Here is a 15,777-nt window from a genome sequence, read left to right on the forward strand (position 1 = left end):
TCGGCGCCCGCATCCGCCCCTGCGCCGACGCCGGTGGCACCGAAGGTCGTCAAACCTGCCCCAGTCGAGCAGGGGAGCTTCTTCAGCAGCCTGCTTTCCAATCCCTTGCTGTTGCCCGTGGGCGGCGCCTTGGTGATTCTGCTGCTGTTGCTCGCCTGGCTGGCGCAGCGCAAGAAGGCGGCAAAGTCGCAGCGTGACGTGTCGGTGTTTGACAGTCGCATGAGTGTGGCTGACAGCTTTTTTGGCGGTACGGGTGGTGAGCGCGTCGATACGCGCAATGGCAATATGAGCTCCACCTTCTCCTCCAGCCAGCTCGACACCAATGACGTCGATCCGGTCGCCGAGGCCGATGTGTATCTGGCCTACGGCCGCGATCTGCAGGCCGAAGAAATCCTCAAGGAAGCCGTCAAGACCAACCCCGACCGTCTGGCGGCACGGCTCAAACTGCTGGAAATCTATGCCAAACGCAAGGACTCCCGCTCCTTCGAAGTTGGCGCGGCAGAACTCTTTGCACTGACGCAGGGCGTGGGCGAAGACTGGAAACGCGCGCAGGATCTCGGTCGCAGTCTCGACCCGGTCAACCCGCTGTATCACAACACGGTGCTGCCCAGCACGCTGGGCGCGCCGTCGACCATGCCGCAGACTGAGTTTCCGGCGGCCACTCCTACCGCTTTGGCTGCGCTGACTCCGCAAACCTTGCCCAGCACCGAAATGCTTTCTGGCGTGGACACGGCCGCGGCAAAGTCGCCTATGCCAGAGCATCTGGATCTGGACTTGAGCTTGCCGATGGGCGAGCCTGCCCCTGCAACGGCGGCGGCATCACAAGTCGTGCCTGCTCTGCCCGAAATCGAGGCGCCATCGGAATCTGCCAGTGCTCAGCCTGAGCCTGAAAAAGAGTCCGGCAAAGCGGCGGATGCTGATTTCCTCATGTCAGGCGGCCTGGATTTCAATATGCCGTCAGACTTTGGGGCACCCGCCTCGACGCTTGGCTCCGTTGAGGGTGCCAAGGCAGCGGAGGCTGCCGCTCATGACAACGCGCTCGACTTCGATCTGAGCAGCATTTCCCTGCAAGACACCGAAGCCAAATCGCTCGAGGAATCGCACACCGAACTGCCCAAGCTGGAGCCGCAGTTCAGCGAGTCCAAGCCTTCGCTTGATCTCCGCCTTGAGCTCGCGGCCGAAAGCATGGCCATCGGCGATAACGAGTCGGCTCGCAACCTGCTGGGCGAGGTGATTGCAGAAGGCGACCCGCAACTCAAGAAACGCGCGCAGGACATGCTGGACAAGATTGGCCGCTGATTCGTCCTCAGATTCGTCCTCAGGCTCCTCCAGCCCGCAGGACGGGCGTGCTCCGTTTCGAGTTGCGCTGGGTCTGAGTTACGGCGGTACGTCGTACTGCGGCTGGCAGAGTCAGCCGGGCGGCTGCGGTGTGCAGGATGTTCTGGAGCGGGCACTCGCGCAGTTTCTGGGCTTGCCGACCCGTACCGTCTGCGCCGGACGCACCGACGCCGGTGTGCATGCCCTCGGCCAGGTGGTGCACCTCGATACGCCTTTGCAGCGTGAGGCATCCTCCTGGGTGCGCGGGGTCAACGCCTTCCTGCCGCGCGACATGGCGGTGCAATGGGCGCGAACCGATCTGCCACAGACTTTTGACGCCCGCCGCAGCGCCTATCAGCGCCGTTATCGTTATGTGCTGCGCAACCATCCCGTGCGTCCGGCACTCGATTACGCGAGGGTGGGCTGGACGCATCGCCCGCTCGATCTCGACCGTTTGCACGACGCCGCGGAGTGTCTGCTCGGCGAGCATGATTTCAGCGCATTTCGCTCCAGCGAATGCCAGGCGCTGAGCCCGGTCAAGACGCTGCATGCGATTGAGATTGCGCGTTATGGTCACACCCTCGTGTTCGACCTGCGCGCCAACGCGTTCCTGCACCACATGGTGCGCAATATCGTGGGTAGCCTGCTGGCCGTGGGCAATGGCTCCAAGCCGGTGAGTTGGCTCGCTGAAGTGCTGGCTAGCCGCGACCGCCGCCTGGCGGCGCCGACCTTCATGGCCGACGGGCTTTATTTCCTCGGCCCGGATTACCCGGCAGAATTCAACCTTCCCTCGCCCCCCACCCAGATCGGCCTGACGATCTGATCGCCGATGTCCGAAACGCCGCCCCTGCCGCTCTCGCCCCCCCTGCGCCACCGAACCCGTATCAAAATCTGCGGTATCACCCGGGTGGAAGACGCGCTGGCGGCTGCTCACAGCGGCGCAGATGCCATCGGCCTGGTGTTTTATCCGCCGAGTCCGCGCAACGTCGCCGTGACGCAGGCGCGCGACATCGCGCTCAGCCTTGCGCCCTTTGTCTCGGTTGTCGCCCTGTTCGTGAATGCCGCACCGGACCTCGTCGAAGAGGTGATCGATCAGGTGCGCCCCGCGCTGCTGCAGTTCCACGGCGATGAAACGCCGCAAGACTGTACCCGCTATCGCCACCCCTACATTCGCGCGGCGCGCATGCGCGAAGGGCTGGATTTGTTAGACTTCGCCACTCGTTTTTCCACATCACACGCCCTCGTTCTGGACACGGATCAGCCCGGATACGGCGGCGGCGGCGAGGTTTTCGATTGGTCACGCATTCCCGCAAACGTCGCGCTTCCCCTCGTTTTGTCTGGTGGGTTGCATGCTGCAAATGTGACGCATGCCATCCGGCAGGTGCGTCCGTGGGCGGTTGACGTCAGTTCCGGCGTCGAAGCGTCCAAGGGCATCAAGAGCGCGCAGCGCATCGCCGAGTTCATCGCCGCGGTCCGCGCTGCAGACCTGTAGATCGCGCCCGGGCACATTTTCTGCCCGGCGCCAGACGAGAACCCACCATGTTTGACTATGCCTATCCCGATGCCAGCGGTCACTTTGGCCCCTACGGCGGCAGCTTCATTGCCGAAACCCTGAGCCACGCGCTGGAAGAACTCCAGGCGGCTTACGACCATTACAAAAACGACCCGGAGTTTCTGGCCGAATTCCGCTACGAGCTCAAGCACTTCGTCGGCCGTCCCAGTCCCATCTATCACGCCGCTCGCCTGAGCGACAAACTCGGCGGTGCGCGCATCTACCTCAAACGCGAAGATCTCAACCACACCGGCGCGCACAAGATCAACAACACCATCGGCCAGGCCATGCTGGCGCGCCGCATGGGCAAGCCGCGCGTCATCGCTGAAACCGGCGCGGGACAGCACGGCGTGGCCACAGCCACCATTGCCGCGCGTTACGGCATGGAATGCGTGGTGTATATGGGCAGCGAGGACGTCAAGCGCCAGTCGCCCAACGTCTATCGCATGAATCTGCTGGGTGCGCGTGTGGTGCCGGTCGAGTCGGGAAGCAAGACGCTCAAGGATGCGCTCAATGAAGCGCTGCGCGACTGGGTGACGAATGTGGAAAACACCTTCTACATCATCGGCACCGTGGCCGGGCCGCATCCTTACCCGCAGATGGTGCGCGACTTCCAGCGGGTCATCGGCGACGAATGCCTGGAGCAGATGCCCGAGATGACCGGCCGCCAGCCCGATGCGGTGATCGCCGCCGTGGGCGGGGGCAGCAACGCCATGGGCATTTTCTATCCCTACATTGCGCATGAATCGGTGCGGCTCATCGGGGTTGAAGCTGCCGGTCTGGGGCTGGACACGGGCAAGCATGCCGCCTCGCTATCTGCAGGCACGCCGGGCGTGCTTCACGGCAACCGCACCTATCTGCTGCAGGACGCCAACGGTCAGATCATCGAGACGCATTCCGTGTCTGCCGGGCTCGACTACCCCGGCGTCGGGCCCGAGCATGCCTGGCTCAAGGATCTCGGACGCGCCGAGTACGTCGGCATTACCGACGACGAGGCGCTGGCCGCCTTCCACGAGTTGTGCCGCGTCGAAGGCATCATCCCGGCGCTGGAATCCAGCCACGCTCTGGCGCATGCCATCAAGCTGGCGCCGCAAATGCGTCCTGACCAGACCATCCTGGTCAATCTCTCGGGGCGCGGCGACAAAGACATCAACACCGTGGCCGAGCGTGAAGGCGTGAACTTCGGCACCCTGTTCGCCCGCCAGCCTGGAGCCACAAAATGAAACAGCCCCCTGACTCGCTGCGCTCATCTCCCCCCGAGGGGGTGTCGGTTCCTTCGGGGCGGCCGCGCGGAACCGACATGAACCGCATCGACCAACGCTTCGCCCAGCTTCGCGCCCAGGGCCGCAAGGCGCTCATTCCCTACATCGCCGCAGGCGATCCCGCGCCCTCGGTGACCGTTGAGGTGATGCACGCCCTGGTGCAGGGCGGGGCCGATGTAATCGAACTCGGCGTGCCGTTTTCCGATCCCATGGCCGATGGCCCGGTGATCCAGCGGGCAACCGAGCGGGCCATCGCAAAAGGCGTCGGCCTGCCCCAGGTGCTGGATTTCGTGCGCGAATTCCGCCAGACGGATGCTGTCACTCCCGTCGTGCTGATGGGCTACGCCAACCCGGTGGAGCGCTACGGCGTGGAGGCCTTTGTGGCTGCGGCCAAGGCCGCCGGAGTGGATGGCGTGCTCATCGTCGATTACCCGCCTGCAGAGAGCGAGGCGTTTGCCGCGGCGCTCAAGGCAGCAGACATCGCCCCCATTTTTCTGCTCGCTCCCACCAGCACGGACGCCCGCATGGTCGATGTGGGCCGCATCGCCAGCGGCTATGTTTATTACGTCTCGCTCAAGGGGGTGACGGGCGCCGGCCATCTCGACACTTCCGCCGTGGCGGCCATGCTGCCCCGCATCCGCGCCCATGTGCAGGTGCCCGTGGGAGTAGGATTTGGCATTCGCGATGCGCAGACCGCGCGCGCGATCGGCCAGCTGGCCGATGCCGTGGTCATCGGTTCGCGTCTGATCGAGCTGATGGAGGCGCAGCCTGCAGAGCAAGCTGCGGCCGTGGCGCGCGGTTTCATCCAAGACATTCGCCAGGCGCTCGACGCCTAAGGAGAAACAGACATGAGTTGGCTGGAAAAGCTCCTCCCCCCCAAGATTCAGCAGACCAGCCCGCAGGATCGGCGCCAGGTGCCCGAGGGACTTTGGATCAAATGTCCCTCTTGCGAAACCGTGCTTTACAAGTCGGATCTGGAGCTCAACCAGAACGTCTGCCCGAAGTGCAGCCACCACATGCGCATCGGCGCGCGTGCGCGGCTCGACGCCTTGCTCGACCCCGAAGGCCGGTTCGAAATCGGGCAGGAAGTCCTGCCCATCGATCCGCTCAAATTCAAGGACAGCCGCAAGTATCCCGACCGTCTCAAGGAGGCGCTGGAGAACACGCAGGAGACTGACGCTCTGGTCGTCATGGGCGGCGCCATTCAGACCCTGCCGGTGGTGGTGGCCTGCTTCGAGTTCGAGTTCATGGGCGGCTCCATGGGGTCGGTCGTCGGCGAGCGTTTTGTGCGCGGGGTGCAGGCGGCCATCGAGCAGAAAGTGCCGTTCATCTGTTTCACCGCCACGGGTGGCGCACGCATGCAGGAAGGGCTGCTCAGCCTCATGCAAATGGCCAAGACCAATGCCGCGCTCACCCAACTCAGCGCAGCCGGGCTGCCGTTCATCAGCGTGCTGACCGACCCGACCATGGGCGGCGTGTCGGCCAGTTTTGCTTTCATCGGCGATGTGGTTCTCGCCGAACCCAAGGCGCTGATCGGTTTTGCCGGCCCGCGGGTGATCGAAAATACCGTGCGCGAAAAGCTGCCCGAGGGTTTCCAGCGCGCTGAGTTTCTGCTGCAAAAGGGCGCGGTTGACCGTATCGTCGATCGTCGTGAACTGCGCGGCGAACTCGCGCAAATGCTGGCCATGCTGCTGCGTCAGCCTGCCGACGCGATCGCTTCCTGATTTCCTCAGACTTTCCCGTCGTTCGCAGCCGCGGGCGCCGGGCCTTGCGCATGTCTCCCACACCCCACACTCTGGACGGCTGGCTAGCCCACGCCGAGTCGCTGCATGCCCGCGTGATCGACATGGGGCTGCAGCGCGTGCAGGCGGTGTGCGCCGCCATGCAGTTGCAATTCAACTGCCCGGTCATCACCGTGGCCGGCACCAATGGCAAGGGCTCGACCTGCGCCATGCTCGAAGCCATTCTCATGGCGGCGGGCTACCGCGTGGGCGTCTACACCTCGCCGCATCTGGTGCATTTCGAGGAACGCTGCCGCATCGCAGGGCAGTCGGTGGATGCGCAGGACTTGCTGCCGCATTTCGCCGCTGTCGAGCAGGCCCGGCTGACCGCAGGCGAGGGCGGCGCGGCGGTGAGTCTGAGCTATTTCGAGTTCACCACTCTGGCCATACTGTCGCTGCTCGCCAGCCAGCGGCTCGACGCCGTCATTCTCGAAGTCGGGCTGGGCGGGCGGCTCGATGCGGTGAACGTCATCGACACCGACTGTGCCATCATCACCAGCATCGACCTCGATCACATGGAGTTTCTCGGCACGGACCGGGAGTCCATCGGCCGCGAGAAAGCGGGCATCATGCGGGCCGCGAAGCCCGCCATCGTCAGCGACCCGCAGGCGCCGACGTCGGTGCTGGCTCACGCTGAGGACATTGGCACCGATCTGTGGTTGGCCGGCCGCGACTTTCACTACACCCACCTGCCGCAGCAATGGGGCTGGCAGGGGCGCGCGCAGCGTCGGCACAGCCTGGCTTTTCCAGCGCTGCGCGGCGCCAATCAGCTGCTCAACGCCAGCGGCGTGCTCGCCGCGCTGGAGGCCTTGCAGGCCGTCCTGCCGGTGGCGGCGCAGGCGGTGCGCGAAGGCTTCGCCCGTGCCGAGCTGCCCGGGCGCTTTCAGGTGCTGGCGGGGCAGCCCACGCTGGTGCTCGATGTGGGTCACAACCCGCACGCCATCGCCGTACTGGCAGAGAATCTCGACAGCATGGGCTACTTTCCCGTCACCCATGCGGTGTTTGGCGCCATGGCCGACAAAGACATCCCCGGCATGTTGCACCGCATGTTGCCGCTGATCGACGTCTGGCATCTGTGCGATCTGCCGACGCCGCGCGCCGCCCTGGCAAAAGAGGTGGCGGCTCACCTGCTCGCCTTGAAGCCAGACGCCCGCATCGCCCAGCACCCAGACCCGTTGCAGGCGCTGCGCGCAGCGGCCGCCGCCGTGGAGCTGGCCGATAGAATCGTGGTGTTCGGCTCCTTCTACACCGTGGGCGGTGTGATGCAGGAGGGGCTGCCCCGACTTCACGGCAAGCATCTCGATTCCTCCCCGCAATGACCTTTGGCGCTCCCCGTAATTCCGCCCGTCGCTCCTCCAGAGGCGATGATTCCGATTCGCAAAGCCAGGACAGTCTGCGAGCGCGCGCGCGTCGGCGGCTGATTGGCGCCGTGGCGCTGGTGCTGCTGGGGGTGATCGTGTTTCCGCTGGTGTTCGACTCCAAGCCCAAACCGGTGCCGTCGAACATCGCGCTCGATATTCCTTCGCAGAGCAAGGCGCCGGGCCTGGCGGTGCCCGCTTCCGCGCCCATGCTGCCCGCGGCGTCCAGCGTGGCCGTGCCCTCGGGCGAACGCGCGGCCGTGGCGCATGCGGCGAGCGCTGTGGCTGCGGCCCCCGCGCCAGTTCCGCCCGAGCCGGAGGTGGTCTCGAAACCGGCGCCCCCGCCAACACCCGCAGCACCCAAACCCAGTCCGGTGCAGCAGGTGGAGCCGGTCGCGCCCCCACCAGCACCCAAGCCGCCCGCCCCGACACCCGAGGAGGCCCGAAAGTTGGCCAGCGCGCGCCAGGCCCTTGCGGCGCTCGAAGGCAAATCGCCCGACCAGATTTCCACCGCACAGGCCGAGGCGGCGCTGGCGAATAAGAAGCACGCGGCGCAGGAAGACGCAGCCCCATCGAAGGCGCGATTTGTGGTGCAGGCAGGCGCGTTTGCCGACCCGCATGCCGCCCAGTCCGTGCGGACCAAAATTGAAAAAGCCGGACTCAAGACCTATACCCAGGTGGTCGATACCGCGCAGGGCAAGCGGGTTCGGGTGCGCATTGGCCCCTTTGCCACGCGCGATGAAGCCGAGCGTGCCTTGCACAAACTGCAGGCGCTGGGTCTGGGCGGTGCGGTGCTGACGCTGTGAGTCCGCTGGACTGGTTCTTACTCGTCGTGGTGGGGTTGAGCGCGCTGATCAGCCTGCTGCGCGGCGCGGTGTATGAAATCGTCACCCTGCTGGGATGGATCGGGGGCATCTGGTTCGCGGCGCACTTCGCACCCAGTCTGGGTGCAAGGTATTTGCAGGCCATCGACAATATCGATATGCGTTTGCTGGCAGCCTATGCGATGTGTTTCATTGTCGTGGTGCTGAGTGCGGGCATACTCGCCTCGGTGCTGCGTTTGCTGTTGCGTGCAAGCGGCCTGGGTATTTTTGATCGCAGCATGGGCGCGCTGATCGGTCTGGTGAAGGGCGTGGCCTTGTCGTTGTTGCTCGTCGCCCTCGGCGCGCAGACGGCGCTGGCGCAGAGCGCCATGTGGAAAACGGCGGTACTCATTCCGCCGGCGCAGTCTTTGTTGCTGGTCATTCGCCCCTGGCTGCCCGCGGCTTTCGTCACCCATTTGCCGCAAGGCTGAAGTGTTTGGCTCTCCCCTCGTTTCCTGAAAGACCACTCCCATGTGCGGCATCGTCGGCGTCATTTCGCAGCAACCCGTGAACCAGCTTCTGTACGACGCGCTGCTGCTGTTGCAGCATCGGGGCCAGGACGCTGCGGGCATCGTCACCGGCTCGGGCTCCAAGCTCTATATGCACAAGGCGCGCGGCATGGTGCGCGATGTGTTTCGTACCCGCAATATGCGCGCGCTGCCGGGCGATTACGGTATCGGCCAGGTGCGCTATCCGACCGCGGGCAACGCCGAGAGCGAGGAAGAGGCGCAGCCGTTCTACGTCAACGCGCCGTTTGGTCTGGTGCTGGCGCACAACGGCAATCTGATCAACGCGGTGGCGCTCAAGCGTGAGCTGTTCAACGTCGATCACCGCCACATCAACACCGAGTCGGACACCGAGGTGCTGATCAACGTGCTGGCACACGAGATCGAGCGCCGCACGCACGGGTTGCCGCTCTCAGTCGACGATATTTTCGCAGCGGTTCGCGCGGTGCACCTGCGCTTGCGCGGTTCGTACGCCGTGGTGGCGCTGATTGCCGGGCACGGCCTGCTGGCTTTTCGCGACCCCTTCGGCATTCGCCCCTTGTGCTTCGGTACGGCGGGCGAGGGCGGCGAGGTCATGGTGGCGAGCGAGTCGGTCGCGCTGGAAGGCACGGGCTACAAATTCGAGCGCGACATCGCGCCGGGCGAGGCGATTTTCGTTGATCTACAAGGTCGGCTGCACAGCGAGCAGTGCGCGGCCGAGCCGCAGCGCAATCCCTGCATCTTCGAGTACGTTTATCTGGCCCGCCCAGACTCCGCGCTCGATGGCGTGTCGGTCTACCGCGCCCGTTTGCGCATGGGCGAAACGCTGGCGCAGCGGGTGATCTCGGTGCTGCCGCCCAGCGAGATCGACGTGGTCATTCCCATTCCTGAATCCAGCCGTCCGTCGGCCATGCAACTGGCGCACAAGCTGGGCCGACCGTACCGCGAGGGTTTCGTCAAGAACCGCTACGTGGGGCGAACCTTCATCATGCCCGGACAGGCGGTGCGCAAGAAATCGGTGCGGCAAAAGCTCAATGCCATCGGCCAGGAATTCGCCGGGCGCAACGTGCTGCTGGTGGACGACTCCATCGTGCGCGGCACCACCTCGCGCGAAATCGTGCAGATGGCGCGCGAGGCCGGCGCGCGCAAGGTGTATCTGGCGTCTGCCGCGCCGCCGGTGCGCTATCCCAATATCTACGGCATCGACATGCCCACGGGCTCGGAGCTGGTGGCGCACAACCGCAGTGTCGAAGAAATCCGCCAGATCATCGGCGCCGATGTGCTGATCTACCAGGATCTCGACGCCATGAAACGGGTGATCCGCGAGATCAACCCCGAGATCGTCGAGTTTGAGGCGTCGTGTTTCGACGGCTGCTACATCGCCGGCACCTTGCCGCCCGATGAAGGCAAGAACCGGGGCGAAGGCGTCGCACCCAACACCGGCCGACTCAGCCTGCAAGGGGCCGAGGAGCAGGGTCAGCCGTCATGACCGCGCAAGACCGAGGCGCCCCTGAGCTCGCGCTCGATACGCTGGCCGTGCGCGAGGCCTTGCCGCCTTCGCAATACGGCGAGAACAGCGAGGCGCTGTTCCTGACCAGCAGCTTCGTGCATCCCGACGCGGCGACCGCGGCCGCCCGGTTTGCCGGGGAGCAGGAGGGGTTTGTCTATTCGCGTTTTTCCAACCCCACTGTCTCCAGCTACGAGCAGCGGCTTGCCGCGCTCGAAGGGGCCGAAGCCTGCATCGCCACGGGCAGCGGCATGGCCGCCATTCTGCTGCTGGCGATGGCGCTGCTCAAGGCCGGCGATCACGTGATCTGCTCGCAAGGGGTGTTCGGTTCGACGATCAATCTGTTCGGCCGCGAACTGGCCCGCTTCGGCGTGGAGACCACGTTCGTTTCGCAAACCGACGTGACGCAATGGGCGGCTGCTCTGCGGCCCAATACCCGGCTGCTGTTTGCCGAAACGCCGTCCAATCCGCTGACCGAGGTCTGCGACATCGCCGCGCTGGCTGATCTGGCGCACGACGCCGGCGCCCAACTGGTGGTGGACAACTGCTTTTGTTCACCGGCCTTGCAGCGGCCGCTCGATTTCGGCGCCGACTGGGTGATTCATTCCGGCACCAAATACCTCGATGGACAGGGGCGGGTGATCGCAGGCGCCGTGTGCGGCAAAGCCGCGCCGATCCACGACAAGCTGCTTCCCGTGCAGCGCACCATCGGCCTGTCGCTCTCGCCCTTCAATGCCTGGGTGGTGCTCAAGGGCATGGAAACCCTGGGCGTGCGCATGATGGCGCATAGCGCTGCAGCGCTTTCCATGGCGCAATGGCTGCAGGCGCAGCCTGCTATCGGCCGCGTGTTCTACCCCGGCCTCGATTCCCACCCGCAGCATGCGCTGGCCATGCGTCAGCAAAAGACCGGGGGTGCCGTGCTGTCGTTCGAGATCAAGGCCGACGATGCGCAGCAGGCCAAAGCAAGGGCGTTTCACCTCATCGACCACACCCGCATCTGCTCCATCACCGCCAATCTGGGCGACACCAAGACCACCATCACCCATCCCGCGACGACCACGCATGGCCGCCTGAGCGAAGCGCAGCGGCAGGCCGCGGGCATCGGCCAGGGGCTGATCCGCCTGGCCGTTGGGCTGGAAGATGTGGGTGATCTTCAGCGCGATCTCAGCCGGGGTCTGCAGTCCCTGAGCTGAGCGCGTCTTCTTGTCCTTCTTTCACTTTCCGAATTCGACGATGATCACTCAGCCGCACCGCGTTCGTACCCGCTTCGCCCCCAGCCCGACCGGATTCATCCATCTGGGCAATATCCGATCGGCGCTCTATCCGTGGGCATTCGCGCGGCATCATGGCGGCGACTTCATTCTGCGCATCGAAGACACGGATACCGAACGTTCGTCCGAAGAAGCCGTGCAAGTCATTCTGCAGGCGATGGACTGGCTCGGGCTCGATTACGACGAAGGTCCGTTCTATCAAATGCAGCGCATGCCGCGTTACCGCGAGGTGCTCGACCAATTGCGGCAGTCTGGCATGGTGTATCCCTGCTATATGTCCACCGCCGAGCTCGATGCCTTGCGCGAGCGCCAGACTGCGGCCAAACAAAAGCCCCGGTACGACGGCACCTGGCGCCCGGAGCAGGGCAAGGTGCTACCGCCGATTCCCGAAGGCGTGCAGCCGGTGTGGCGTTTCAAGACGCCGACCACCGGCGTCGTGGCTTGGCACGATTTCGTCAAAGGCCGGGTCGAGATCCGCAACGAAGAACTCGACGATCTCGTCGTTGCCCGCCCCGACGGCACACCGACCTACAACTTCTGCGTGGTGGTGGACGACATCGACATGCAGATAACCGATGTGATCCGCGGCGATGATCACGTCAACAACACGCCGCGTCAGTTGCACATCTTCCAGGCCTTGGGCGCCAAGCCCCCGCGCTATGCCCACCTGCCCACCGTGCTCAATGAGCAGGGCGAGAAACTCTCCAAACGCAACGGCGCCAAGAGCGTGCTGCAGTACCGCGACGAAGGCTATCTGCCCGATGCCGTGGTGAACTATCTGGCGCGGCTGGGCTGGTCACACGGCGATGCGGAAATTTTTTCGCGCGCGCAGTTTCTGGAGTGGTTCGATCTCGACCACCTGGGCAGCTCGCCAGCGCAGTTCGACGAGGCCAAACTGCGCTGGCTGAACGCGCATTACATCAAGCACACCCCTGCGGAGGAACTGGCCGCACTCGTGCGTCCCCTGCTCGACAAAGACGGCATTGCCCACCAGACGCCTGATCTCGCGGCGGTTTGCGCATTGCTGCACGACCGCGCCCAGACGCTCCCCGAACTGGCCCAACAAACCCTGTTGTTCTATCGCCCCACCGCGCCCGACGCCGCTGCGCTTGAGCAGCATCTCGGTGCGCAAGCAAAAACGGCCGTGGCGGATTTGCAGTCCCAACTCGCCGTCCTTCACGACTGGTCGCGCGAAGCGATCAGTGCGGCCCTCAAAAGCGTGCTCAAACAGCACGGCCTGAAAATGCCGCAACTGGCCATGCCCGTGCGCTTGATGGTCACCGGCCGAGAGCAGACCCCCGCCGTCGACGCGGTGTTGGCCCTGCTCGGGCGGGACGCCGTTCTGCAGCGCCTCGAAAAATATCTCGGCTGATTCGATCCGGTTGCCGGGTCAAAGTGGGCGCTGAAGCTTACTTCCGGTTATAATTGTTGGGTGTTTAACGGGGCAATTTTTCTGTTGCATGTGGTATGCGGCAGACAGTGTTGTCCCACAGTTCCATCAGAGGGGTAAACGTGGCAAAAGCGACGACCACAAGCAAAACCAACGGTGTTGAACTCGAAGAGTCAAACTCCTCCACCACCACAAAATCGGCAGATCCCTGGGATTTGATGATGCAGAACGCAGAGGAAGTGGCTTCCACATTCCGCAAGCGGCCTCAAGTGAAAGTGTCTTCACCCTGGCGTGAAGGGTTTGGCAGACCGCTCTCCCAGCGGTCGCGCGAGATCTATGAGCACATTACCGCCAACAAAACCCGCCTGAAGCAAAAATAAGCGCTTTTTCATCGCTTTTTCATTTTTGGCACATTTTTGCGCCAGATTTTCCCAATAAAAGCGCCTGCAGTGAGTTTGCAGGCGCTTTTATTTTGGCCGTCTTTTTTGGTCGTCTTCTCAGGGTCAGGGGTTCAGGCTTGCCCCCCTCGGTTGGCTTCAAGCGCGAGCGCCTTGGCGCACTCGCCCACCAGTTCCGGGCCGCGGTAGATCAGGCCGGTGTAGAGCTGAACCAGATCGGCGCCCGCGCGCAGTTTTTCGACAGCGTCGGCCCCGCTGAGAATGCCGCCGACACCGATGATCGGCACGTTGCGGCCCAGGCGCTGGCGCAGCCGCGCAATCACCCGGGTCGAGGCGGCGCGCACCGGCGCCCCGCTCAGACCACCCGCTTCATGCGCATGGGCCAGCCCGGCCACGGCGTCGCGCGCCAGCGTGGTGTTGGTTGCGATGACGCCATCGAGCCCATGCGTCTGCAACTGATCGGCGATAACGTCGATGTCGGCGTCTTCGAGGTCAGGGGCGATTTTCAGCAGCATGGGCACATGGCGGCCATGTTGTTGCCGCAGGCGCTCGCGCGTGGCGGCGAGGCCTTGCAGCAGGCCCTGCAAGGCGGCGTCGGTTTGCAACTGGCGAAGGTTGCGGGTGTTGGGCGACGAAATATTGATGCTGACATAGTCGGCCTGGGTGTACACCCCTTCCAGGCCCAGCCGGTAGTCGTCGAGCGCCTGCTCGACGGGGGTGCTGGCGTTCTTGCCGATGTTCAGGCCGATGGGCACGGGGCGATGGCTGCGGCGTACATGGCGCAAAAAAGCCTCCAGCCCAGCATTGTTGAACCCCATGCGATTGATCAGCGCCTGCGCCTGAGGCAGCCGGAACATGCGCGGCTTGGGGTTGCCGGGCTGGGCGCGGGGAGTGACCGTGCCCACCTCGACAAAACCAAAACCCATCGCCGCGAGGGCGTCGATGGCCTCGCCATTTTTGTCGAGCCCGGCGGCCAGGCCGACGCGATTGGCGAAGCGCAAGCCGAGAAGTTCCACCGGATCGTGTACCGGCGCATGGGCGTACAGAATCGACAGTCCGGCAGAATGCGCCATGCGGATGCCGCTCAGTGTGAGGTGATGCGCCCATTCTGGGTTGAGGCGGAACAAGATAGGGCGAATCAGCGGATAGGAGAGCGGCATGGAGTGCAGGCGAGGTCGCTGAGCACAGGGCGGCGCAGCGATAATGAAGACTGACATTTTTCGTGAAGACCCGACATGACGCAAGACGAACTCAAACAGCAGGTCGCCGCGGCCGCGCTTACCCAGGTGCCGCAGGGCGAAATCATCGGAGTCGGCACGGGCTCGACGGTGAATTTTTTCATCGACGCCCTGGCTGGCATCAAGCACCAGATCAAAGGCGCGGTATCGAGCTCCGAGCGTTCCACCGAGCGTCTGCGCGCGCATGGCATCACGGTGTATGACCTCAACGAGGTGGCGCAGCTTTCGGTCTATGTCGATGGCGCCGACGAGATCGACGCCTCGGGCGCGATGATCAAAGGCGGCGGCGGCGCGCTGACGCGCGAAAAAATCATCGCCGAGGCCGCCGAGCGCTTCATCTGCATCGTCGATCAGAGCAAGCTGGTGCCGGTGCTGGGCCAATTCCCTTTGCCGGTCGAAGTCGTGCCGATGGCGCGGGAACTGGTGGCACGCCGGTTGCGCGCCCTGGGGGGCGATCCGCGCGAGCGTTCAGGCTACGTGACCGATAACGGCAATCTGATTCTGGACGTGCACGGACTGAAGATTGCGCAGCCGCGCGAATTTGAAACCCGTGTGAACCAGATTCCGGGTGTGGTGACCGTGGGCCTGTTCGCACTGCGCGCCGCCAACGTCGCCCTGATCGGCACGGCCGAGGGTGTGCAGCGGCGCGATTTTGTCTGACTAATTTGCTGACTAAAACTGAAAGCCCTTGGGGGCGTTCGGGTTTGGCGGCGGCAGCACGGAAGGCTCGGTCGGCACGCGCTTTTGTTCGGGGGTCGAAGCTTTCTGGGCCGGGGGCGGTACCAGCGCTACGGGCTGCGGGCGCACGTAGCTGCGCGGCAGTTCGCTCTTTTGCGGATAGCCTGCAGCATCGAGCGCGATGTCCCAATTGCTGGAACTGAAACCGGTGCTCAGTTTGGTGCTGCCGATGATCACCAGCGGGAGCTGGTCGCTGCCGTTCGACAAAGCCTTGTAGGCCTTGATGTCGGCGTTGGTCGTGATGGTTTTTTCGGCGAAGGGAATGCCGCGCTGTTGCAGGTAGTCGCGTGCGGCATCGCAGGCCTCGCATTGTGGCGCGGTGTAGAGCGTGACGGGGTATTTGCGCGCCGCTTCACGCAACGCGGCGGGAAAGCCGGCAAAGCTGCTGGGCGTCGCACTGCCGTTGGCCGACAACGACTGCACGGCCTTGCCCTGCGTGCTGCTGGGCGGCACATCGCTGAAGGTGACCGAGCCGTCCGGCCCGACGATCTTGTAAATCGCCCAGGCCGGCGTGCCTGCGGCCAGACTCAGCGCCAGCGTGGCGGAAAGCACGAGGGCGTGGCGCGAAGTTCGTTTTGTCAGTCGTTTCATCGTTTTGTGCAGCAAGGGTGATGACA

16 protein-coding genes are annotated in these 15,777 nt (G+C 64.3%); 14 read left to right on the forward strand and 2 right to left on the reverse strand.

All coding sequences use genetic code 11. From position 1 onward, the window contains the following. The 13 genes from AC2VLV_RS03600 to AC2VLV_RS03660 form a co-directional block, all read left to right on the forward strand. The coding region (locus tag AC2VLV_RS03600) for a motility hub landmark protein FimV (RefSeq protein ID WP_486988673.1) at positions 1-1,299 on the forward strand (1,299 nt) is incomplete at its 5' end. 67 nt (positions 1,300-1,366) lie between these two features. Further along, positions 1,367-2,140, forward strand: a complete 774-nt coding sequence (gene truA, locus AC2VLV_RS03605) for a tRNA pseudouridine(38-40) synthase TruA (RefSeq protein WP_486988686.1) — start codon at positions 1,367-1,369, stop codon at positions 2,138-2,140. A gap of 6 nt (positions 2,141-2,146) precedes the next feature. Beyond that, on the forward strand, positions 2,147-2,809 hold the full coding sequence (locus tag AC2VLV_RS03610; RefSeq protein ID WP_486988674.1) for a phosphoribosylanthranilate isomerase: 663 nt from the start codon (positions 2,147-2,149) through the stop codon (positions 2,807-2,809). A gap of 47 nt (positions 2,810-2,856) precedes the next feature. Continuing rightward, the gene (gene trpB, locus AC2VLV_RS03615; protein WP_486988675.1) at positions 2,857-4,092 is read left to right on the forward strand and encodes a tryptophan synthase subunit beta; all 1,236 of its coding nucleotides are present in this window, start codon (positions 2,857-2,859) and stop codon (positions 4,090-4,092) included. Between the two features lie 77 nt (positions 4,093-4,169). Next, a complete protein-coding gene (trpA, locus tag AC2VLV_RS03620) occupies positions 4,170-4,967 on the forward strand; it encodes a tryptophan synthase subunit alpha (protein ID WP_486988687.1) in 798 nt (265 codons plus the stop codon). Between the two features lie 12 nt (positions 4,968-4,979). Then, positions 4,980-5,855: an acetyl-CoA carboxylase, carboxyltransferase subunit beta gene (gene accD / locus AC2VLV_RS03625; RefSeq protein ID WP_486988676.1), complete on the forward strand. Its 876-nt coding sequence runs from the start codon at positions 4,980-4,982 to the stop codon at positions 5,853-5,855. A gap of 50 nt (positions 5,856-5,905) precedes the next feature. Continuing rightward, positions 5,906-7,231 carry a bifunctional tetrahydrofolate synthase/dihydrofolate synthase gene (gene folC, locus AC2VLV_RS03630; RefSeq protein WP_486988677.1) on the forward strand — a complete coding sequence of 442 codons (1,326 nt, stop codon included), beginning with the start codon at positions 5,906-5,908 and terminating at the stop codon, positions 7,229-7,231. Then, positions 7,228-8,076, forward strand: a complete 849-nt coding sequence (locus tag AC2VLV_RS03635; protein WP_486988678.1) for an SPOR domain-containing protein — start codon at positions 7,228-7,230, stop codon at positions 8,074-8,076. Before folC ends, AC2VLV_RS03635 begins: the two co-directional genes overlap by 4 nt. Then, complete coding sequence (locus AC2VLV_RS03640) at positions 8,073-8,564, forward strand: CvpA family protein (RefSeq protein ID WP_486988679.1); 492 nt, start codon at positions 8,073-8,075, stop codon at positions 8,562-8,564. The genes AC2VLV_RS03635 and AC2VLV_RS03640 overlap by 4 nt, the downstream gene beginning before the upstream one ends. 40 nt (positions 8,565-8,604) lie before the next feature. Beyond that, positions 8,605-10,107, forward strand: a complete 1,503-nt coding sequence (purF, locus tag AC2VLV_RS03645; RefSeq protein ID WP_486988680.1) for an amidophosphoribosyltransferase — start codon at positions 8,605-8,607, stop codon at positions 10,105-10,107. Further along, on the forward strand, positions 10,104-11,318 hold the full coding sequence (locus AC2VLV_RS03650; protein WP_486988681.1) for an O-succinylhomoserine sulfhydrylase: 1,215 nt from the start codon (positions 10,104-10,106) through the stop codon (positions 11,316-11,318). Before purF ends, AC2VLV_RS03650 begins: the two co-directional genes overlap by 4 nt. A gap of 40 nt (positions 11,319-11,358) precedes the next feature. Then, positions 11,359-12,768, forward strand: a complete 1,410-nt coding sequence (gene gltX / locus AC2VLV_RS03655) for a glutamate--tRNA ligase (RefSeq protein ID WP_486988682.1) — start codon at positions 11,359-11,361, stop codon at positions 12,766-12,768. Between the two features lie 140 nt (positions 12,769-12,908). After that, on the forward strand, positions 12,909-13,166 hold the full coding sequence (locus AC2VLV_RS03660; RefSeq protein ID WP_079418886.1) for a hypothetical protein: 258 nt from the start codon (positions 12,909-12,911) through the stop codon (positions 13,164-13,166). A gap of 131 nt (positions 13,167-13,297) precedes the next feature. On the opposite strand, the gene AC2VLV_RS03665 is transcribed toward AC2VLV_RS03660, so the two are convergent. After that, entirely contained in the window at positions 13,298-14,344 is a 1,047-nt protein-coding gene (locus tag AC2VLV_RS03665) for a quinone-dependent dihydroorotate dehydrogenase (RefSeq protein WP_486988683.1), read from the reverse strand. 75 nt (positions 14,345-14,419) lie between these two features. Here AC2VLV_RS03665 and rpiA point away from each other — a divergent pair, with 75 nt between their 5' ends. Next, on the forward strand, positions 14,420-15,082 hold the full coding sequence (gene rpiA, locus AC2VLV_RS03670; protein WP_486988684.1) for a ribose-5-phosphate isomerase RpiA: 663 nt from the start codon (positions 14,420-14,422) through the stop codon (positions 15,080-15,082). Between the two features lie 12 nt (positions 15,083-15,094). On the opposite strand, the gene AC2VLV_RS03675 is transcribed toward rpiA, so the two are convergent. Beyond that, a partial coding sequence (locus AC2VLV_RS03675) for a glutaredoxin family protein (protein WP_486988685.1) occupies positions 15,095-15,777 on the reverse strand: 683 nt, incomplete at its 5' end.

It is taken from the genome of Thiomonas sp. TH-17 (genome assembly GCF_057473305.1).